Consider the following 21,534-nt stretch of genomic DNA (forward strand, 5'->3'; position numbering starts at 1 on the left):
GTGAAAAATCGTTGTTAGTAAAATCAGCTGCCGGTAGACTGCGCCAGCGTGACGCTCGCCGTAAAGGTCTTGCCCGTCTTCGGCCTTGTCACACTCAGCGAAACGGTTTCTCCCGGCTTTTTCGCCGCAATTGCGGACGTGAGCACGGTGCTGGAATTGATTTGCTTGCCGTCTATCTTGGTGATAACGTCGCCGGCTTCAATCCCCGCCGCGCTGACGGAGGGATTCACCGCGGAGGACACATAGTACCCGACCGGCAGCCCGTACAGGCGGGAAATCATGGTATCGACAAACTGGCCCGAAATTCCGAGCATTGCGCGGTCCTTCACATAGCCGTACTTTTTGAGGTCTTCAATAATCGGCTTGGCATCGTCGATCGGAATGGCGAACCCAAGGCCCTCGTAGCCCTCCGCCACAATCTTGGAGGAGTTGATGCCGATGACCTGGCCCGTGGAATTGACCAGCGCGCCGCCGGAGTTGCCGGGGTTAATCGCCGCGTCGGTCTGGATGCATTTCATGGTGTAGCCGTTTTCGCTGTTGGTGATTTCACGGTTCAGCGCGGAAACATAGCCGATGGTTACGCTGGAGTTGAATTCCAGGCCGCCGGGGTTGCCGATCGCCATAACGGTGTCCGCCACCTGCAGGGAGGAGGAGGAGCCCAGCTCGGCGGCTGTCAGGCCGGTCGCCTGAATTTTCACCACCGCCAGGTCGGTTACGGTATCGCTGCCGATCAGCTTGGCTTCGTGAGATTTCCCGTCGGACAAAATCACCTTCAGGGAATCCGCCCCGGAGACCACATGGGCGTTTGTGACGATATAGCCGTCCGAAGAAATGATGATGCCCGAGCCCTCGCTCGCGGGGGCAACCGCCGATTCATCACTGCCGGAGCGGCGCTGTAAACTCAGCGACTGACTCACCTGATAATTCTGAATGCAAACGACGGAGGGAATCACCTTTTTCGCGATCTCCTGTACTGTGAGCGAGCCGGCCTTCGTCGTGGTGGTCGGCGTCGTCAGAATGGAGGAGGAGGCGGGAGCCTGACTCGAGGAAGCGCTGCTGGAAGCGGCGCCGCCGTTCAGGGTGACATATCCGTTATTGACCAATGCGACAAAACCGCCGACGGAGCCCGCCGAAATCATCAGACAGGCCAAAACACCGCACAAAATTTTGGTGACTGTCCTCTTTTTTGGCCCTTTGGGGGGCTCTGGCCCGGAGGAAGAGCTGTTGTAGCCGCCCGGCTGCTGAGAACCATACGAACGGTAAGTGCTGCCGTCCCACTGCACCTGCTGCTGTGGGTTGTTCCACTGGTAGCTGCCCCTCGTTGTATAGTTGTCGCGCGGCGTGTTGTTCTGTTTGTCGTAATCATCATAGGGATACATAACATCAGGTCCTTTCCTATGTGGCTTGTTTCGATAGCTTTAGTATGCCAAAGGAATGTGAAAAACCTGTGAAGACTGCTTATCTTTTTTATGACGGAATCGAGAAAAAAATGTGACCGTGAACTGAAAATATGATGAAAGAGCTCAAATGCGGGCCACGTTGGTGCGGCGGGCGGCTTCGGCAACGGCCTTTGCCACCTCGGGCGCCACGCTCTTATCGAGCGGGGAGGGAATAATATATTCCGGAGAAAGCTCCTCCGCGGGGATCATCCCTGCAATGGCAAACGCAGCCGCAAGCTTCATTTCGTCGTTGATGTCTTTCGCGCGAACGTCGAGCGCGCCGCGGAAAATACCGGGGAACGCCAGCAGATTGTTGATCTGGTTCGGGTAATCGGAGCGGCCTGTGCCAACCACAGCCGCCCCGGCAGCCAACGCTTCCTCGGGGAAAATTTCGGGCACCGGGTTTGCCATCGCAAATACAACGGGGCGCGGCGCCATGCTTTTTACCATCTCTGCGCTCACGCAGTTTGGGGCGGAAACGCCCAAAAAGAAATCCGCACCCTTCATCACGTCGGCCAGTGTGCCGCGAACATGCTCCCGGTTTGTGATTTTCGCCATGTCGGCCTGCCCCGGGTTGAGCCAGTCCTCGCCCTCGCAGACGGCGCCCTTGCGATCGCACAGAATCAGATTCTTCACACCGAGAGACAGCAGCAGCTTTGCGCACGCGATGCCCGCGGAGCCTGCGCCGTTAACCACACCGCACACCTTGGCGATATCCTTTTTCACGACCTTCAGCGCGTTGATCATCGCCGCACCCACCACAACCGCCGTACCGTGCTGGTCGTCGTGGAACACCGGGATATCCAGCGACGCTTTCAGGCGGCGCTCGATTTCAAAGCAGCGGGGCGCTGCAATATCCTCCAGATTGATGCCGCCGAACGAACCGGCCAGAAGCTCTACCGTACGCACGATCTCGTCGGTATCCTTGGAGCGGATGCACAGCGGAATCGCGTCCACACCGCCGAACGTCTTGAACAAAACGGCCTTCCCCTCCATGACGGGCATTCCGGCCTCCGGGCCGATGTCGCCAAGCCCCAGCACGGCCGTACCGTCCGTTACAACTGCCACCAGGTTGCCGCGGCGCGTGTATTCGTAAGACTTGTCCACATCCTTGCTGATCTCTTTACAGGGCTCCGCCACGCCGGGTGTATAAGCAACGGAGAGATCGTCTCTGGTTTCAACGGGGCAGTTGACCTGAATCTGAATCTTTCCTTTCCATTCTCTATGCCTTTTTAATGCTTCTGCTGCATAATTCATTTGCTGTTCCTCCAATTTTTGCACATTTGATTCCAGTATAACATATTTTCTGCAGCTTTCAAGAATAGTTCCTGCAAATCCTTGCAAAACGGCGAAAAATATGTTTAGATAAGAATGTAAGCAATATTTCAGATACCATACAGAAAGGAGATTGCTTATCATGTACCAAGCATGTATTTTTGACTTGGATGGAACCCTGGCAGATACGCTCGATTCCATTGCGCATTTCGGCAACTCTGCGCTGGAGGAGTGCGGTTACCCGGCAATTGATCGTGAAAAATATCGCTACCTGGTTGGAAAAGGCTCGGATCTTCTGATGCGCGGAATGCTTCAGGAGGTTTCTCCGAAAGGATACACCGAAGATGATGTGATTCTGCTGCGCAAAACCTACGAAAATCTTTACGAGCAGGACCCGATGTATTTTGTAGATCAGTACGCCGGCATGGAAGATATGCTGCGGGAGCTGAAGAATCGCGGAATCAAGCTGGCGGTGCTTTCCAACAAACCGCACCACATTACCTCGCGCCTGATTACGATGCTGTATTCTCCGGGGCTGTTCAACGTGTGCTACGGCCAGCGTTTCAACGTAGAGCGCAAGCCGTCGCCGGAGGGCGCTCTGGAAATCGCGAAAGAGCTTGACGCAGAACCGAAGAACTGTCTTTACATCGGCGACAGCAATGTGGATATGCAAACCGGTACCGCCGCCGGGATGGACACCGTAGGCGTGCTGTGGGGCTTTCGCTGCCGCAGTGAACTGGAGCAAAGTCACGCAAAACATATTGTGCGCCATCCGAATGAGATTCTGTCGATCGCGCTGGGAGAGGCTGAGGCAGACTGATACAGGAACATAAGAAAGCACGGAAGAAAAAGAGCATGGGCCGCGGTGTGATGCCGCGGCCCATGCTCTTTTTCTGTGTCACAATCACACAAAAATTGTAAAAAACACAAAGACAACGTTGGTTTTCTTTCTGTATATACTATATAATGAGAGCAGCAAAAGGCGAAGAGGTGATGATCAGTGCTGATTTTCAGCATGGTAATTCAAAATGAGGAAGACCGAAGTATAATAGAAAACTTATACCATAACTATCACCGGTTGATGATGTACATAGCCAGAGAGATTTTAAAGGATCATGATAAAGCGGAAGACGCGGTTTCTCAAACCTATATCAAGATTATCGACAACCTGCAAAAATTTTCTTTTGAAGATTGTAACAAAACAAAGGGATTAATCGTTATATTAGTGAGGAATATTTGTTACGACATGCTGAAGTCAGAAAATCGATGGGGTCTGGTTTCTCTGGATGAAACCAACCTGCCCGGCAATTTAGAGGATCTTCCCTATGAAACGCTCGCGTCGGAAGAAGGCTACCGCACAATTTTAAGCGGGATCTCCGAGTTGAGTGAAAAATCGGGCAGCGTTTTAAAGCTGAAATATATTTACGACTACTCCGACCGTGAAATCGCGGCATTGCTGAATATTTCGCAGGAGAATGTACGGGTGCGGCTGCATCGGGCCAAAGCTGCCCTTTTACAAAAGCTGACGGAAGGGGGTGCGGCCCATGAATAAGCCGGAAATGAAAAACCAAATTTTTGAAGTTATGCTCCAAACAGCGGTGAAGGAACATTTTGAAAAAGAACTGCACGAGCTTCCAGCAGCAAAAGAGTTGACGGATGATTATGATTTATCTGAATCCACCCGAAAAGAAATCGAAAAATGGATCAAGGCCGCCAATCACAAAGCCTCACGTCTGCGGATGCAGAAGGCGGCGAAAAGGGCGGCGGTGATCGCGGCGATCATTGTACCGGTTTCCGTGGTCAGTCTGCTGAGCGTGGAGGCCTCCCGCAACGTGATTTTTAATGCCGTGATAAATTGGGCCTCCGACCATGCCGCTATTCAGTATCAGGACGGACAGGCTTCTTCCGGCGAACCATCCCCGCCCGAAAATTCCGAGGGAAAGCCGCGCTATCTACCAGAGGGATTTGTAGAAGTAGAGACAAGTCAAATCAATTCGAGCCTTATTGCAAAATATCGAAACGATCAAGGGGAACTTATTCTTTTCCGGAGAAGCTCCCTTCCAATGGAAGGCGCTTTTTTTATCGATACCGAACGCACCACTCGTACAGAAATCGAAATACAAGGAGAAAAAGCCAGTCTTTTCACTGCAAATGAGCCGGATGAAATGTCTTCTCTGGTTTGGCAAAATCATTCTTACAGTTTCCTGTTAAGCTCCAAAATCTCCCCGAAAGAACTTGTAAAAATGGCAGAAAGCATTTCAAAGTAAAAAAAAATAATTTTTTTTGGAAAATTCTGTAACAAAACGGGGGTCTCAATCGTTATATCAATGTAAGGAAAATTCAAAAATAAAGGAGAATGGTTATGTGTAAAAAAATCTTCGCGTTTTTATTGGCCTTTTCAATGATGTTTACCATGAGCGTCCCGGCTTTTGCGGCGGAAAAGCTGAATGTACCAAAAGCAAACTCCGATTATCACGTTATGTGGGATAATACGGATATTGTCATTGTAACCTTAAATTTTTCTGGGAATAAGTCGGCATGTTCTGCCGAAATTTATGCCCGACCCGGAACAAACAAAATCTCCGCTACTCTTTTGCTGAAGCAGGTTACCAGCAACGGAACCAAAACGGTAAAGTCATGGAAAAAGACTGTTTCCAGTGATACGTTGTACCTTGATAAAACGTATTACGTTGCGAGCGGACATTCCTATATACTGGAAGTCAACGCAAGTGTGTATCGAAACGGCACGGTAGAGTATATCACTGCTTCCGACAGAGATTCCTGCTGATGACACCGAAACGGTTTCCACTTCAAAAAATATCACTGCGCAGATTTAAGCGCTTTTGATTTTGGTAACGCCCAAACCTCTCATAACAAAATACAATTTCAACCTATTCGCCTTTTCATGCTGTTACATTCCTCCATTTTCCGTTTCCCATCCGCATTGGAACGGATGGGAAACGGAACCCTCCCAACGCACAATAGCTCTATCATTTTCTTCTTTTGTCTTACCGGCTTTATTTTTAAAATCAACTGATCCCGACAATGTCAAACGAAGTTCCCTATAAATGCGCGACGCCTAACAGTTTTTTCAAAATGATATATTCTATTGATCGTTATTTTTCAAACGAAAGTAATCAATAAAGGATTGGAGGAGGAGAGATTGCCGTGCGTTTACCTGTCGATAAAAAACAGAAACGACTCTCTCCCCCCAAAATCGGAATTCTGCTTTTTACAGTGATGGTGCTGATGGTTACCGGTTGCACTCTCCCATCTTCCTCAGCAAGAGCGCAGTCGGAAACACAGTTGGCGACCACACTTTCCAATTTGTTTACACGAGGCTGGTTCGATCAATGCAACACCCTGCAAAATGTTGCACAAATGGCAATCGGGCAGGAGCCCGGAAAATCTGCCGACTACCTGCTGGGCTACCTGCAAGGCGGCAGTCCCTCTCGGCCCGGCTATTTTCTGCGCAATGATTATTTCATCCAGTCCGAGCTGAAAGACCAGCTGATTCCAACGGAGGTCAGGCAGTCTCTGGATTTCTTTACCGCCGCGGAATCGGATTATCTGGAGCAGCTCAAAAGCCGGCTTGAGACAGACGGCCGTGTCCCCCAGGAGGAAGCGTTTCAGAAAAACACCCGGGAATTGGCTGACCTGATTCCGTATATGAATGTTCGCGCGGACAACCTGATCGATAAACGGGAGGTCAAGCTTTTCCAGAAAAATCTGGAAAAAGCGATTCAGCTGATGAAAGCCGCCTTCCCGCGGGCCACCTTTGCGGGGGCCTTCTCACCGTCCGACAACATCATCGTCCTCCCGGCCTCCTGATCTTTTTTATATTGCTTACGACGTAGGTTCTATCCTAGTCTATTTATCCCGAAAAGAGAAGCACCTCTGTGTCTTGGCACAGGGGCGCTTCTCTTTTCGGGTATTCCATCATGTATTATTCCAAAGAAACCCGCGAGCCGAAAATTTCAATCGCCGTCACCTCTCTAGCTTCTATAACGGTTTGCAAATCCCCCTGAAATGCAAAAGAATTGTTAGCTTCTGTCCCTCCTCCGATTTTCTGGCCCACTTCCACAATCGAGCCATCCTTCCTAATTATTTTATCTGATTTGTAGAAAGCTCCGACTTCAACAAATCATTAGAAGAAGCGGCGGACTTGTATTTTCCGGAAAAAGACAGCGAAATATCGGATAGGGATATTTTTTGAATCGTAACCTCAACTCCCCCGGCCGTTTGAAAGCTCTTGTTCGGGGTAAAACTCCGCGAAGTATCCTGAAAATGAAGCGTAAAAGGAATCTTCCAAGCTCCGGAATAGCGGACTACGGTTTCTGTCTTGTAGTTTTTTACAATTCGATAGCGGCTCAAATCGGCAACAGTGCAGTCCGCCGACTCAGCGCCATTATCCAAAAAGGTGGAAAGCGCAATAACCACTCTGCCATTATGATAGGACAGCTTTCGGTTTTGCTCTTGCTCCCATGCTTTTTGATACTCCTCCTGGCTGGAATACCCTGCCTTTTCGATTCCATTTCCGGTGATTATACTGTCCTCAAAGGGAACCGGCTGCATGGTTTCCAGATTCTGAAAGCACAGCTTCTTCAGTTCGGGAATCTGTGACTTACTGCCGGGCACAATGCTGATGTAGAACGTGTTACTCTGCGCGTCAAATTCTCCTGTTTTATGAAACCCGACATTGTCAATATAAGCGTTCGGAAACTGGTTAGAGAATCTGATCTTTTGGCTGCCCGCCGGAATGGTCCAGCTGGGAGCAATCAGGGATTTATCCGCATAGACCTCAAAAAGGCCGGTACGGAAAAAATTCTGCGGCTGTTCCGGCGTAACCGACGCATAGAGCTGCCCCAGATTCTGAAACAGAAAGTCCGCATCCTCACAGGTTTCCACCTCATCAATAAAATCTTTCAGATTAAGTAAGACAGATTTTCCGTTCATAGCGGTAAAATCTCCTGTTGCCATCAATTCAAAGCTGGCCTGATCCGGGACCGACGCATGATCCGTACGGAACAAATTACATTCATATTCTTTTCCGTCAATCTTCAGGGTGGATTGAGCAAACCGCTGCCGCATCAGCTGGGACTTGCGAAATTCTGAGGATTCCTGAAGCGGTTTACCGTCGGTGCTTTTCACTTTCAACGAAAGATACAGCTTTTGATTATCGCACAGTGACTTTAAAATCGTAATGGATAAATTCTGATTGGTATCCGTTTTCCCTACTGCTGCGCCTGCGTTTTGTGAAATTGCCACAGGCAGCGAATCATTGATTCTAGGCTGATAATAAGGCTGCGTGAAACGATATACTCCATACGCCGCGGCAGATACGGTACCAAGTACCGCCAGCGTAAAAACCGGCACCAAAACGCCCCAGCGATTTTTTCGGGAACGCGGCTCATGATCTCTCATGGATGCTTTTGTCTTCGTAAAAAGATCATTTGGAATGGGGTGTGCATCGACTGCTTTCTGGTATTCCATCTGAAAACTCTTCATAACGCTCTCCTTCCGTTAATTCTTGTTTTAAAAGTATTCTCGCACGACTAAGCCGTTTTGCCGCAGCGCTATATCCAATGTTGAGTGCGTTGCCAATGTCTTGAAGTGACATGTCCTCATAATAATACAGGTGAACCACTGCGCGATATTTTGAAGGCAGACGCATTACACTGTCATATACCTCCGAATGATCTGCGGGAATCCCCACTTCTGCCGCAAGCAAGTCCTTTTCTGCAATTGATACTTCACGACTCCGAAAAGCAGTCCGCCACAGGCTGCGGCTGCAATTGATCGTAACACGGATAAGCCATGATTTCAGATGTTCGTCGCTCTCAAAGGCTTTTTTGTTCCGTACAAGGCGTAGAAAAACCTCTTGAAAAACATCTTCTGCGTCGGCAAAATTTCGAGTCTGTGCAGCAGCCAGGCGATATACCAGAGCACCGTATCGGTCCACTGCATCTTCAGGCCGGTCGATCACAGTCACTTTTTCGCCCCCTTTCATGTTAAATACGTATTCCCTGCAAAAATCTTGACGGAATAATAAAAAATTTAACACAAAAATCAAAACGGCATAGTCAAACCGACTATGCCGCACATTTAGAAGGAAAACACAGATTTTCCGATTACTATACAGTTTATACCAATCCCAGATTCTTTAAAAACGCGGGAATCTCCATTTCAAAATTCACACCGAAGCGCATGTCTGTTCCCGCCGCTTTGGTTCGGCGGATCGCCCCACAGGTGAAATCGACCGCAAGCTGCATAGACTTCTGTAAACCGAGCCCGTTGAGTAGCCCTGCCAGCAGCGCACTGCCGAATACGTCGCCGGTACCGTGGTAAGAGCCCTCGATCCGCTCCGAAAACGCGTAGCTGATTTCGCCCGTGGTGCTGTCGTACCCGGCGGAGCCAAGCTGGCTTTCGTCGAACCAAACACCGGTCAGAACCACTTTTTTCGGGCCGAGCGCCGCCAGCGCCTTGAGCAGCTCTTCCACTTCCCGCTTCTCATACGGGCCCTCTTGATACTCCCTCTCCAGCAGGAACGCCGCCTCGGTCAGGTTCGGCACGACCAGATCCGCGCTTTTGCACAGGCGAGCCATTCCCTTTGCCATTTCCGGCGTGTAAATGGAGTACAGCTTCCCGTTGTCCGCCATAACAGGGTCGACCATAATCAGGTTGTCTTGCGTCCGGAACTGGCGGAAAATATCCTCCACCATATCAATCTGCTCAAAGGAGCCCAAAAAGCCGCTGTACAGCGCGTCGAACTGCAGTCCAAGGCTCTTCCAGTGCGCCGCGAACGGCGGAAGATCCTCCGTCAGATCCCGATACGTAAAGCCGGTAAACCCGCCCGTATGAGTGGAAAGCACCGCTGTGGGCATCACGCTGGTTTCAATCCCGGCCGCCGAAATAATCGGCAGCGCCACGGTGAGGGAACATTTTCCAAACCCCGAAATATCGTGGATCGCCGCTACTCTTTTTTGCCGTTCCATCCCTAAAACACCTCTATTTCTTTACTGCAATTTCGCCGGCACATTTGTAAATGCTGTTCGGCGGTATCACCCCGCGCACCATTGAAAGCGGATACACCGTGCTGCCGGGCCCTATAACCGTACCGGGGTTCAAAACCGAGTTGCAGCCAACCTCTACCGAATCGCCCAGAACGGCGCCGAACTTTTTCAGCCCCGTTTCCAGTATTTCGTCTTTGCTGCGAACTGCCACCAGGGTTTTGTCGGACTTTACATTGGACGTAATGGAACCGGCCCCCATATGGGAACGATAGCCCAGAATCGAATCGCCCACGTAATTGTAGTGCGGAACCTGCACCTTGTCGAACAGAATAACGTTTTTCAGCTCCGTGGAATTGCCCACCACGCAGTCCGCACCCACCAGAGCGCTGCCCCGGATGAACGCGCAGTGGCGCACCTCGGTGCCCGGCCCGATGATCGCCGGCCCCGCAATAAAGGCGGTAGGGGCCACCTTGGCGCTGCGCGCAACCCAAACGTCTTCCCCACGCTGTTCGTATTCTTCCGCTGAAAGTACCGCTCCCAGCTCGCGGATCCATCCGCTGATCTGGGGAAACGCCTGCCAGGGATACCGACAGTCCCGCAGAAACGGAGCCGCCAGCGTATGCGTCAGATCCAATAAATCTCTTGTCTCAATGCTTGACATACTGCTGATCTCCTAAAAATTGGTATTATTTTTGTTTCTTGTCACCGTTGATTCCGCTTGCTGTGAAAAATGGCGGCTTCCTTCCCTGCCTTCGGCAGAGAAGGAAATCAACGCCATTTTAAGGGTGTTATTTTATTTTTATCTGAAACAGAGCAAATGTCAAGGGGATTTACTCAATTCTTTTTTCAGGATCAGCAGATCCGCCGTCGTCAGCTGCCCGTCACCATCCAGATCCGCCGCGGAAAACGACGCCTCGTCCAGCTCCGCCGTACCGTTCAGCACACGGTACAGCAGCTTGCTGTCGGTCTGTGTCAGGCGCCCCGTACCGCTCAGGTCGCCGGGCACAACCGCGGTGAGGCCGTCCGTCACCTCTCCGCTTTCGTTTTTGGCGAGCAGCACCGCTCCCGTCATCACATAGCCGCTCACAAGCGGCACGCCGTTCGGCTTCTGCGCCTCCAGCGTCCCGTTTTGCACCCGCAGCATATTTTTGAGCGCCGCATAAGTAGTATTTGCAGGCAAATAGATTTTTTGCGCGTCGCGGTCTATTCGGGCAGATTCACTCAGGCTGAAAATCTCCGCGGTCTGATCAGAACCGGTGGGCGGCTGGGAAGATTCTTCGGGAGACGAAGATCCCCCGGTCTGCGAGGAGCCTTCTGCACTGCTCTCTCCCCGCGAGGAGCCGTCGGATTCCTCCAGCAGGTCGTCCGTCACCGGAACAAAATACCAGCCCTCCTCCCCCCGTACCACCGCGGCCGCACGATCTTCGTCCGCGGCCAGAGAGATCAGCTCCTCACCGAATTCATAGGAGCCAATCAATTCGCCGTTCTCAAACGCATCGGCGCGGGAATCACCTGTTTTGACCAGAACTCGGCCGGAAGTAAGCGCGGCGGCGCAATTGAGGTCTCCCCCTGTTTCCGCCGTTCGGCTGAACAGGTGCGTGTCGGGCTGCACGTCGAACAGATCGCCGGACTCGTCGATCACCAAATCCGCGTTCAAAAAGCGGAAGCTGCCCTGCGGAATCTCACTGTCAAAGAGCGGCGGCTCCTCGAGCTGCGTCTCCTCCCGAATGGAATCGGGCAGCACCTTCACGCCGAGCTTGCTCTCATCGGAATACCGTGTGTAAAGCACATCATCCGGCGACACCGCCAGAGAGGAAAATTCGCCATGTGACGAAGCGATCTGATTCAGAAGCCAGCCCGAATACTCGAACAAAAGGATCGTTTCCTCCATCGGGGTATGGGGCGCGTAGTACCGCCCGGCGGAATCCACATCGAAATCGTTGCGTCCCTCCACGTAAATCTGGGGAAGATCAATAAAGAGCTTTGTATCCAGCTCATCGCGCCGAACCGTATAGGTATACACGCCCACGCCGAACTCCTCCTTGCTGCCGCCCCGATAGGGACAAACCAGCGAAAGATTTCCTTTTCGGTACAAGGGGTAGACCATGTGGGCCGAAACGGTGGACTGATCGACCACCTGACCGTTTTCGTCCAGCAGCAGGACAAACGATTGCTCGTCCTCGGTTCCGCAGAGCAGATAATGTTTCTCTCCGGCAGACAGCAGCTCCATGCCTTCCGGGTTCGAGAAGCCGGAGGGGAGCACTAGCGACACCGCCGTGGCAGAGGCCCCCGCAAAAATAGAGCGTGTGCCAATCGCCGTCAGCAGCAGAGCGGCAGTCAACGCCAGCGCAACCAAAACAGAGCTTTTTCGACCGAAATTCATCTTTTCCCCCTCCTTTTTCATTCATTATAGTAGAGGAGAAAAAATTTTTTCCATTTATGTGAAAAATGACCATGTACAATTTTTTACAAGATATCAAAAATGATTCTCTGCGTTTGTCCACGCCTTTGGCGAAGGGAAAATAACGGTTTCTCCTTTTCCTTTTCGATTCCCACAAAAAAGAACGGCCCACCGCATCCAGTATGCTTCGGGCCGTTCAGGAGGAATATGAGAATCACGAAAAAAAGTGTTAAAACGCGTACTGTTCCACTTCCCGCAGCAGGGGAATTGACGGCGCGGCCCCGTGCCGGGTAACCGCAATGGAGGAAGCCTTCGAGGCCAGCTCCAGCGACTGCGGCACGCTCAGGCCGCGCGTTATCCCTGCCAGAAAGTAGCCGGTAAAGGTATCGCCCGCCGCGGTGGTATCCACCACCGGCACGGGGTAAATCCCGTGCGAAAAGCGTTCGCCCTGATGCTGATAAATTACCCCCTGGCTGCCCAGCGTCAGCACAACCGCCATCTCGGGGTATTGGCGCGCCAGAACCTCCAGAATCTCGTCGGGCTCCCGCCGCCCGCTGATCTGCCAGCCCTCGATTTCATTGACCAGCAGAATGGATACCTTGGAGAGGTCACACTCGCCGACCACCTCGTCATACGGGGAGGGGTTCAGAACGATGCACATGCCGCGCGCATGGGCATTTTCAATCAGGCGCGGAATCCCGTTGATCTCGTTTTGCAGCAGAAGAAGATCTCCCTCACCGAACGCGGCAAGCACCTCGTCGGCAAAGCTCTGCGGAATACTGCGGTTGGCTCCGCCGAACAGCAGGATGTTGTTCTGGCCCCGCTTATCCACCTGAATCACCGTGTGACCGCTTTTGCCCGGCACCTGACGAATATATTCGGTGTTCACACCGTTTTCACGGCACATTGCAAGGAGCTGCCCGCCTTCTTCGCCCACCTGCCCGGCGTGCCATACCTTGGCCCCCGCGCGGGACAGCGCCACAGACTGATTCAGGCCCTTGCCGCCGATGAAGGTCTCCATTCGCCATGCGGCGGAGGTTTCCCCCGGCAGCAGGATGTGATCGACCGAATACACATAATCGTAATTCAAAGAACCGAAATTGAGTATCTTCATAGAAAGGCTCCTTTAATCGGGGAACGCCACTCCCGCCTGTAAAATCAGATTGGAATACGGCGTGAACTCGCCGGTGCGCACGGCGAACTTGACGTTCTCCGTTCGGCGCTTGAGCTCATCGTGCGGAACCGTCTGTTCGGGAATCCCCAGAAGCTTGCCGCGCACATACGCCACCATGGCGGGGTTCTTCTCCTCGGCCTCCGCGGCAAGGGTATAGCCCTCCACTACCGTTTCGTTCAGCACAGCGTCCACCACCTGCTGAAAGGTCGGGACTCCGCCGCACAGCACCAGGTCGACAATCGGAATCCCTTTCGGAACCGGCATCCCCGCGTCGCCGATCAAAAAACACTCCTTATGCCCCAGCCCGGCAAGATACCCCGCCAGCTGGGCGTTCAAAATACCTGCTTTTTTCATGCCAGATTCCCTCCCGGATTAGAAGCCGTCGTTTCTTTTTCTTCATTGCGCGCCTGAAGCGCCATTTTGGCCTGCAAATTCCGCTGGAACTGGTCAATGACGACCGCAAATACGATTACAAGGCCCTTAATGACCATCTGCCAGAACTCCGAAACGCCGCACATGACCATGCCGTCGTTGATGACACCGATGACGAACGCGCCCACGATGGTGCCGCCGATGGTGCCGATGCCGCCGGCCATGGAAGTTCCGCCCAGAACCGCCGCCGCAATGGCGTTCATTTCCCACGATTCGCCGGAGGCGGGGTGTGCGGCCACCAGCTGCGCGGAATTGATGATGCCGACGATTGCCGCGCATATGCCGGACAAAATGTAAACCATGATCTTCACCCGATTGACCTTGATGCCCGAAAGTCTGGCGGCCTTTTCATTGCCGCCGATCGCGAACACATGCCAGCCGAAGGGCGTGAATTTGAGCAGCACCGCGGTGATGACGGCAATAAAGACCAGAATGATCGCGCCGACCGGGATGCCCAGAACGCTGCTGCCGAAGAAATCGTAGCCCGTGTTGCCGAGCGCCGGCTTGCCGACAATGTTGGAGTAGGTGGCGCCGTTTGAATGCAGCATCGCAAGGCCGCGCGCCACATACATCATGCCCAGGGTGGCGATGAACGGGGCGACGTTGAACCGGGTGATCACAATACCGTTCAGCCAGCCGACCAGAGCGCCCACCACAATGGTGATCAGCACGATGAGCGGCACGTCAAAATACAGCGTAACGCCGAACATCGGCAGGGTCAGGCCCTTGTTGATCAGGCCGCCCGCCACCATGCCGGCCAAACCGACCACCGCGCCGACCGAAAGGTCGATGCCGCCCGTGATGATGACGTAGGTCATACCGATCGCCAGAATCCCGTACAGGGCCACGTGCTTCGCAATCAGAAGCATCGTATTCTGCGAAAAGAAGTTGGGCGCCGCAAAGCTGAAGAAAATCAGCAAAACAATCAGCACGATGAAGGTTCTGCCCTTCAGGAGCGTCATCGCGAGCCCATGGTTGGATTGATTCTTTTTCATACCAGCATTCTCCCCTTTATGTTCCCGATGCCTGCAAATGATGTCCCTGATAGGACGCCATCACAAGATGATCTTCCGTAATTTCATCCCCGGCCAGCTCCGCCGTTTTCTTTCCGTTTGAAAGCACGAGAATCCGGTCGGCGATCGCCAGAATTTCCTTCAGCTCCGAAGAAATCACGAGGATAGTCAGGCCCCGCTCCGCGTACTGATTGATGATGTCGAACACCTCGGCCTTCGCGCCCACGTCGATTCCGCGGCTGGGTTCATCCATCAGCAGTATTTTGGGGTCCGTCAGAATTCCCTTGCCGATGACCACCTTTTGCTGGTTGCCGCCCGAGAGCGACAAGATGGGCAGGCGCTTATCCGCCACCTTAATATGAATGTCCCTGATCTGCCGCTCCACCTGTTCGTCCTCTGTCTTTTTATCCAGAAAAATTCCTTTGGTGCAGGCCTTCAGGCTGGAGAGGGATATGTTTTTCGCAATGTTCATCGTCTGCACCAGACCCTCGCGCTGGCGGTCCTCCGGCACCAGCGCAAAGCCCCGCTGAATCTGCCCGGCCACGCTTTCAATCTTGATTTCTTCCCCGTTGAGCAGCACCTGGCCGGTATGCTCCGGGTGCAGACCCATAATGCACTCAAACAGCTCCGTGCGCCCCGCGCCGAGCAGCCCGTAAATGCCGAGGATTTCACCCTTTTTCACCTGAAAGCTGACGTGGTCGAGCAAATAACCGCCCCCGCTTTTCGGCAGGGTGATGTCGCGAACCTCCAGCACAGTGGGAACCTCGCTCCAGTCCACGTTCCGCTCCCGGCGGGCGTAGCCCTTCTCCTCGCCGACCATCCGCTTGACGATCCATGGCACATCGATGTTCGCAACCTCTTCGTCCGCAACGTACTTGCCGTCGCGCAGAATGGTAACATGGTCACCGATCTGCAAAATTTCTTCGAGACGGTGTGAAATGTAGACGATGGAAATGCCCTCGGCGGTCAGCTCGCGCATGATCTTGAACAGAATCTGCACCTCCTGCGCCGAAAGCGACGAGGTGGGCTCATCCATAATCAGAATTTTCAGATCATCCTGAATCAGGTTGCGGGCAATTTCAATAATCTGCTGCTGCCCCACACGCAGGTTGCCCACCAGCGTTTCCGGCGGGATGGGATGCTCCAGACGCTGCAGCACCTTTTCGGTCAGCTCCGCGTGCCGCGCGTTGTCGAGCCGAATATGATTCTTTGTTTTTTCGCGCGACATAAAGATGTTCTGATAAATGTTCAGATTGGGGAACAGGCTCAGCTCCTGGTGGATGATTCCGATGCCGTGCGCGCGGGCCTCGGTGGTATCCCGGAAGGAAACCTCCTCGCCGTCCATATACAGCCGTCCGGAGCTGGGCTGCTCAATGCCCGCGATAATCTTCATCAGCGTGGATTTTCCCGCTCCGTTTTCACCGATCAGCACGTTCACCTTACCCCTGCGCACGTTGAACGACACATCGTCCAGCGCCTTGGTGCCGGGGTAGATCTTACAGATATGCTCCGCCCTGAGGCAGACCTCTTGATTATCCATGCTGTGACCCCCTATTTCACTGTCATCTGTACTGGGGTGATGAGCAGCTTGTCGTTGCCGTCCACGGTAAAGCAGCCGACAAATTCCACGGTTTTTCCGGTGAGGGACGCCACATTCAGCGGGTCGAGCACCTGCTTTTGAATCACCGCGTGGATGCTCTGGGACACGCTGGCCCACTGCACCTGATTCTTGTAATCCTCATACTTGATAAAGCTCAGGGAATCGCGCACCGCGGAGCCCTTGAACACCGAGCCGACCTGCAGCTGAATGGCTTCGGGGCCGTCGTAGCCCTGGAGCCTGACATCCATCACGCCGGCCTTCTTTGACTGGTCCACCTTCACCACCTCGGCAGTGCCTTTTACCACGTAGTTCAGCTCGCCGGAGGAGCCCATGGAATATTTCCCGTATTTGTCTGCCAGTGTTTTGAGATCCCCTTTGGATTGTGTCAAAAACTCCTTGAGGTCCACCGCTTTTTCCGCCAGTTCCGGTACCGCCTTCGACTGCCAGATGCTTTCCACATCGCTGTCCGCGTTAAAGGCGACCTCCCCTGTCAGCTTGTCTTCTTCCCCGATTTTCACCACTTTTACGCAGCCCGTCAGGGAGGATGCTGCAAACGCCAAAACCAAAAGCAGTGCGGCTAATCGTCTTTTCAACTTGCACTCCCCATTTCTGAAATATCGCTGAAAGCCCTTTGGGGGCTTTGTTTTCCAAGTTACACGCCGTTTTAAAATCAGTGAGGATAAGGGGAGAGCCCTCTTCTTTACCCTTCTCCTTATCCTCACCCGTCAAAATCTGTGCTGCTTGCTCAGTTTGGTTTTGAATGGCAAGGCCACTTCAAAAAATCGATCTTCTCTGGTTCTGAAAGTGTGCCTGCCGCATCAGCCGGAATACACGAAGTTCTTCAGTTTGTCTACGTTTTCTTTGGTGATGGCGATGCAGTCTACGAGCTGCTTCTCATCCTTGCCGGTGGTGCCGGTCTTCAGGTACTGGTCCGCCTGCTCCGCGCCCATCTCAGCGATCAGAGCCGCCTGCTGCAATGCGGTGCCGACCATGTTGCCCGCCTTAATCTGCTCTGCCGCTTCATCGGAGCCGTCGACGCCGACAATCGCAATATCCTTCAGGCCGGCCGCTTTAATGGCCGCGGCCGCGCCGACCGCCATAGTATCGTTGCCGCACACGATGCCCTTGATGTTGGGGTTGGACTGCAAAATGGTCTCCACCTTCTGGTATGCTTCGGTCTGCTCCCAGTTCGCGGTCTGCTGTGCAACCATCTTCATATCGGGATACTGGTCGATGATTTCGTGGAATGCGGTGGAGCGCACGCCCGCGTTGGTGTCGGACTCTTTGCCGAGCAGCTCGGCGTATTCGCCCTTCTCACCCATGGCCTCAACAAATTTTTCTGCGATGGCCTTGGCGCCCTGATAGTTGTTCGCCACGATCTGGGAGATTGCCACGCCGGATTCGTTGATTTCGCGGTCAATGAGGAAGGTGGGGATATTGTTGTCGCGGGCTTTCTTCACGGCCGCAACGGTCGCGTCGGCTCCGGCGTTGTCACAAATGATCGCGGCGGCCTTATCGGCGATGGCGTTGTCGAACAGTTCGGCCTGCTTGGTCGCGTCGTCATCGTGAGAAACGACCTTCACCTCGTAGCCGAGCTCCTTGGCCTTGGCGGAAGCGGCCTCCGCTTCTGTCTTGAAGAAAGGATTGGAGTGCGAGGGAGTGATAATGTACATAATCTTCGATCCGCCGCCGGTGAGGGGCTTTGCTGCCGCAGCCGCGGAAGAGGTTGCCGCCGGTGTGCTGGGCGCCGGCGCCGCGGAGCTCGCGCTGTTTCCGCCGCAGCCCGCCATACTGGCTGCCATTGCGATGGCCAAAAGACCCGCTGTCAGTTTTCTTGTGTGCTTCATTTTGTTTCCTCCCAATTTCTGTAATATATTCGGGGCCCGCCAAACACTCTTTGCGGCCTGCCCCAATAGAGACCACAGGACCCCAAATTTCCCGTTGGTCTTCTATCCGTGCCTCAGTGCCGTCTGTACGGCACGCTTCCAGCCCCGGTACAGCGCTTCGCTCTGCTCCGCCGGCATTCCGCGCTCATAAGCCGTGCGCTCCATACGGGAGAAAATCGCCTCCCGGTCGTAAATGCCCGCCGAAATTCCGGCGGCATAGGCCGCGCCCATGCCCGAAAGCTCCTGCCACCGCGGCACACACACGGGAATGCCCAGAATATCGCTCTGGCGCTGCATCAAATACGTGCTCTCCGTCGGTCCGCCGTCCACCCGCAGCTCGCGGATGGCAAGGCCCGACTCCTCGCGCATCAGGTTCACGATATCCGCCACCTGATAGGCGATGCAGTCCACCCCGGCCCTGACCATCTCGGCCCGGCCGGTCAGGCGGGTAATGCCCGTAAACAGCCCGGTTGCGGCGCTGTCCCAATATGGTGCGCCAAGCCCCGTGAACGCGGGGACAAAATAGGTTTGATCGAGCGGATTCGCGGCGGCGGCCAGCTCATGGGCCTGCCGCACCGTCTGCACCAGCTGCAAATCGTTTTTCAGCCAGCCGATGACCGAACCCGTGTAATTGATGTTTCCCTCCAGCACATACTGCACCTTGCCTTGCATGCACCACGCAAGCGAGGTGACCAGCCCGCTTTGGCTCACGATGAGGTCATCGCCCGTGTTCAGCATCACGGAAGAGCCCGTGCCGTAGGTCGCCTTGACCAGCCCCGGCTCCCGGCAGTCCTGCCCGAACAGCGCACCGTGGGAATCGCCCAGCACTGCCAGAATGGGAACGGGGTGATCGAAAAAGCCCTCAAAATCCGTATCCCCATACCATTCGTCGGAACCCCGAACCCGCGCCATGCAGTCCAGCGGAATACCGAACAGCTTACAGAGCTCCGGGTCCCACGAAAGGGCGCGAAGATTGAACAGCTGCGTGCGCGACGCGTTGGAGTAATCGGTGGCATAGGTCTTTCCGCCGGTGAGGCGGTACAAAAGCCAGCTGTCCACCGTGCCGCAGCAAACGCCCCCGGCTCTGGCGCGCTCCTCCACGCCGTCCACATTTCGGAGCACCCAGGCGATCTTCGCCGCCGAAAAGTACGGCGAAAGCGGTAGGCCCGTGCTCTCGCGAACCCGCTCCGCGTAGCCCGCCGCGCGGATTTCCTCACAGATCTGCTCGCCGCGTGCACACTGCCACACAATGGCGTTGTAAACCGGTCGGCCGGATTCGCGATCCCACACCACGGCGGTTTCGCGCTGGTTGCTGATGCCGACGGCCGCGACCTGATTTTTGTCGATCCCCGCCCGCTCCACCACATCGCGCACAACGGCGACGGTGTTGCGGTAAATTTCCTCCGGGTCGTGCTCCACCCAGCCCCTGTCGTCAATGTGCTGCGCGTGGGAGCGGTCGCACCGGGCGGTCAATTGCCCCTCAGCGTCGAACAGCATCCCCTTGGTGCCCTGAGTGCTTTGGTCTATCGCAAGCAAATAGGTTTGCCGCATCGTCAGATCAACTCCATCGCGGCCTTTACAATGCCGTCGGCATTCAGGCCGTAATAATCAAATACCTGCTGGGATTTTCCGGTGATCACCGGTTCATCCGGCAGCGTGAGGCTCTTTACCCGCACAGGGTGCTCCGCGCAGACAATCTGGCTGACCATGGAGCCGAGCCCGCCGAACGCGGTGTGCTCCTCAATCGTAACGATTCCCCGCGTTTCCCGCGCGGCCTTTGCAACCGCCTCCCGGTCAATGGGCTTGAGGCAGTACATGTCGAGCACACGGGCCGAAACACCCTGCTGCTCCAGCCGCTCGCCCGCCTGCTTTGCGGCGGAAACCATCTCGCCGCACGCGATGATCGTCACATCCGTGCCGTCGCGCAGCAAAGTAGCTTTGTTCAATGTAAAGGGAACCTTCCCCTCCTCGTAAACATCCTCCACGGCGTTGCGGCCCACCCGGATATACGCGGGCTCTGCATCCTTGAGCAGCGCCCGAATCAAACACGCCGTCTGCAGGCGGTCGCTCGGGAGGTACACCCGCATATTCACAATCGAGGCCATCGCCGCGATGTCATTGGTGGAATGGTGCGTCAGGCCCAGCGCGCCGTAGCTGACGCCGCCGGAAATGCCGATCAGCTTCACGTTCGCGTGGTTGTACGCCACATCCACCTTGGCCTGCTCCATGCTCCGGGTGGAGAGGAAGCACGCGGGGGAAACGGCAAACGACTTTTTGCCGCATTTGGCCAGCCCGGCACTGATTGTGACGAGATTCTGCTCGGCGATGCCGGTCTCCACAAACTGCCCGGGCCGCTGCTCGGCAAAGGGAGTCATGGAGCCGGAACCGCGGGAATCACTGCACAGCACGACAATATCCCTGTCGCGCTCCGATTCCTGCAGCAATACGTCGCAGATCGCCTGCTTATTCGCAATCTTGTTCATGTGCCGCCGCCCTCCTTTGCTCCAGCTCGCGCATCGCGATTTCATAATGCTCGTCGTCCAAGGATTTGTGGTGCCACGCCGCCTGATTCTCCATAAACGACACACCGCAGCCTTTTGTGGTGTTTGCAATGATCATCGTGGGCCGGCCCTTTACCTGCTTTGCCTCCTGCAAGGCAAAATCCAGCGCTTTGGTGCTGTTCCCGTCCACCGAGAGCACATGCCAGCCGAACGCGCGCCAGCGCTCCTCCTGGCTGTCCTGCGCCATCACCGTCTCCGTTGAGCCGGAGATTTGCAGGCGGTTGCGGTCGACGAAGGCCGTCAGGTTGTCGAGCTTGTAGTGGGCCGCCGCCATAGCGCCCTCCCACACAGAGCCCTCGGCCAGCTCGCCGTCGCCCATCACGGTGTACACGCGGTACGGCGCACCGTCCATTTTTCCGGCCAGCGCCATGCCGATGCTGTACGAAAGGCCGTGCCCCAGAGAGCCGGAGCCGATCTCGACGCCGTTGACCTTATCGCTGGGATGGCCGATGTATTTGGAAAGATAGCCCGAATAATTGTCCAGATCCGACTTCGGGAAATAGCCCCGATCCGCCAAAATGCAGTACAGCGCTTCCACGCAGTGGCCCTTGCTCAAAATAAAGCGGTCGCGGTTCAGGTCGTTCTGATTTTCGGGCGAACAGTTCATGTGCTTGTAGTACAGCGCCACCAGAATATCGGTCACGCTCATGTCGCCGCCAATGTGGCCGCTGCCTGCCCTGTGAATCAGCGTCACCACTTCTTGTCTGATCTGCCATGCCTTTTCCTGCAAATTCACCATT

General features: G+C 54.4%; 22 protein-coding genes. 5 read left to right on the forward strand and 17 right to left on the reverse strand.

Annotated elements, in window-relative coordinates:
• Positions 1-23: 23 nt before the first annotated feature.
• Both G340_RS0111080 and G340_RS0111085 read right to left on the reverse strand, forming a co-directional pair.
• Positions 24-1,379, reverse strand: a complete 1,356-nt coding sequence (locus tag G340_RS0111080) for a S1C family serine protease (protein ID WP_020073726.1) — start codon at positions 1,377-1,379, stop codon at positions 24-26.
• Between the two features lie 144 nt (positions 1,380-1,523).
• The gene (locus G340_RS0111085; RefSeq protein WP_020073727.1) at positions 1,524-2,696 is read right to left on the reverse strand and encodes an NAD(P)-dependent malic enzyme; all 1,173 of its coding nucleotides are present in this window, start codon (positions 2,694-2,696) and stop codon (positions 1,524-1,526) included.
• 160 nt (positions 2,697-2,856) lie between these two features.
• Between G340_RS0111085 and G340_RS0111090 the strand changes: the two genes are divergently transcribed.
• The 5 genes from G340_RS0111090 to G340_RS0111110 all read left to right on the forward strand — a co-directional run bounded on the left by G340_RS0111090 (position 2,857) and on the right by G340_RS0111110 (position 6,545).
• Positions 2,857-3,534 carry an HAD family hydrolase gene (locus tag G340_RS0111090; protein WP_020073728.1) on the forward strand — a complete coding sequence of 226 codons (678 nt, stop codon included), beginning with the start codon at positions 2,857-2,859 and terminating at the stop codon, positions 3,532-3,534.
• A 195-nt stretch (positions 3,535-3,729) separates the two neighbouring features.
• A complete protein-coding gene (locus G340_RS0111095; protein WP_326522386.1) occupies positions 3,730-4,266 on the forward strand; it encodes an RNA polymerase sigma factor in 537 nt (178 codons plus the stop codon).
• Entirely contained in the window at positions 4,259-4,981 is a 723-nt protein-coding gene (locus G340_RS0111100; RefSeq protein WP_020073730.1) for a DUF4367 domain-containing protein, read from the forward strand. Before G340_RS0111095 ends, G340_RS0111100 begins: the two co-directional genes overlap by 8 nt.
• A 326-nt stretch (positions 4,982-5,307) precedes the next feature.
• Entirely contained in the window at positions 5,308-5,502 is a 195-nt protein-coding gene (locus G340_RS17955) for a hypothetical protein (RefSeq protein ID WP_154653184.1), read from the forward strand.
• A 380-nt stretch (positions 5,503-5,882) separates the two neighbouring features.
• Positions 5,883-6,545 carry a hypothetical protein gene (locus tag G340_RS0111110; RefSeq protein WP_020073732.1) on the forward strand — a complete coding sequence of 221 codons (663 nt, stop codon included), beginning with the start codon at positions 5,883-5,885 and terminating at the stop codon, positions 6,543-6,545.
• Positions 6,546-6,660: 115 nt separating this feature from the next.
• Here G340_RS0111110 and G340_RS17960 read toward each other — a convergent pair whose 3' ends face one another.
• The 15 genes from G340_RS17960 to G340_RS0111185 all read right to left on the reverse strand — a co-directional run bounded on the left by G340_RS17960 (position 6,661) and on the right by G340_RS0111185 (position 21,533).
• Entirely contained in the window at positions 6,661-6,798 is a 138-nt protein-coding gene (locus G340_RS17960; protein ID WP_020073733.1) for a hypothetical protein, read from the reverse strand.
• A gap of 20 nt (positions 6,799-6,818) precedes the next feature.
• Positions 6,819-8,222, reverse strand: coding sequence for a DUF4179 domain-containing protein (locus G340_RS0111120; protein ID WP_020073734.1), 1,404 nt, complete (start codon positions 8,220-8,222; stop codon positions 6,819-6,821).
• Positions 8,164-8,706: an RNA polymerase sigma factor gene (locus tag G340_RS17525; protein WP_177309668.1), complete on the reverse strand. Its 543-nt coding sequence runs from the start codon at positions 8,704-8,706 to the stop codon at positions 8,164-8,166. The genes G340_RS0111120 and G340_RS17525 overlap by 59 nt, the downstream gene beginning before the upstream one ends.
• 151 nt (positions 8,707-8,857) lie before the next feature.
• Positions 8,858-9,709 (reverse strand): pyridoxamine kinase, encoded by an 852-nt coding sequence (locus G340_RS0111130; protein ID WP_020073736.1) that lies wholly within the window; start codon positions 9,707-9,709, stop codon positions 8,858-8,860.
• 13 nt (positions 9,710-9,722) lie between these two features.
• Positions 9,723-10,388, reverse strand: a complete 666-nt coding sequence (locus G340_RS0111135; RefSeq protein WP_020073737.1) for an acyltransferase — start codon at positions 10,386-10,388, stop codon at positions 9,723-9,725.
• A gap of 159 nt (positions 10,389-10,547) precedes the next feature.
• Positions 10,548-12,110, reverse strand: a complete 1,563-nt coding sequence (locus tag G340_RS0111140; RefSeq protein WP_020073738.1) for a dockerin type I repeat-containing protein — start codon at positions 12,108-12,110, stop codon at positions 10,548-10,550.
• Positions 12,111-12,357: 247 nt separating this feature from the next.
• A complete protein-coding gene (locus G340_RS0111145) occupies positions 12,358-13,242 on the reverse strand; it encodes a ribokinase (protein WP_020073739.1) in 885 nt (294 codons plus the stop codon).
• Positions 13,243-13,254: 12 nt separating this feature from the next.
• On the reverse strand, positions 13,255-13,656 hold the full coding sequence (gene rbsD, locus G340_RS0111150; protein WP_020073740.1) for a D-ribose pyranase: 402 nt from the start codon (positions 13,654-13,656) through the stop codon (positions 13,255-13,257).
• Positions 13,653-14,729: an ABC transporter permease gene (locus G340_RS0111155; RefSeq protein WP_020073741.1), complete on the reverse strand. Its 1,077-nt coding sequence runs from the start codon at positions 14,727-14,729 to the stop codon at positions 13,653-13,655. Before G340_RS0111155 ends, rbsD begins: the two co-directional genes overlap by 4 nt.
• 16 nt (positions 14,730-14,745) lie before the next feature.
• Complete coding sequence (locus tag G340_RS0111160) at positions 14,746-16,287, reverse strand: sugar ABC transporter ATP-binding protein (protein WP_020073742.1); 1,542 nt, start codon at positions 16,285-16,287, stop codon at positions 14,746-14,748.
• 11 nt (positions 16,288-16,298) lie between these two features.
• Positions 16,299-16,940, reverse strand: coding sequence for a DUF2291 domain-containing protein (locus G340_RS0111165; protein WP_027103976.1), 642 nt, complete (start codon positions 16,938-16,940; stop codon positions 16,299-16,301).
• 225 nt (positions 16,941-17,165) lie between these two features.
• Positions 17,166-18,194, reverse strand: coding sequence for a D-ribose ABC transporter substrate-binding protein (locus G340_RS0111170; RefSeq protein ID WP_020073744.1), 1,029 nt, complete (start codon positions 18,192-18,194; stop codon positions 17,166-17,168).
• A gap of 102 nt (positions 18,195-18,296) precedes the next feature.
• Positions 18,297-19,784, reverse strand: coding sequence for an FGGY-family carbohydrate kinase (locus tag G340_RS0111175; protein WP_020073745.1), 1,488 nt, complete (start codon positions 19,782-19,784; stop codon positions 18,297-18,299).
• Between the two features lie 2 nt (positions 19,785-19,786).
• On the reverse strand, positions 19,787-20,716 hold the full coding sequence (locus tag G340_RS0111180; RefSeq protein WP_020073746.1) for a transketolase family protein: 930 nt from the start codon (positions 20,714-20,716) through the stop codon (positions 19,787-19,789).
• Positions 20,697-21,533 (reverse strand): transketolase, encoded by an 837-nt coding sequence (locus G340_RS0111185; RefSeq protein WP_020073747.1) that lies wholly within the window; start codon positions 21,531-21,533, stop codon positions 20,697-20,699. The genes G340_RS0111180 and G340_RS0111185 overlap by 20 nt, the downstream gene beginning before the upstream one ends.
• Position 21,534 lies beyond the last annotated feature (1 nt).

Source organism: Faecalispora sporosphaeroides DSM 1294 (assembly GCA_000383295.1).
GTDB classification, from domain to species: domain Bacteria; phylum Bacillota; class Clostridia; order Oscillospirales; family Acutalibacteraceae; genus Faecalispora; species Faecalispora sporosphaeroides.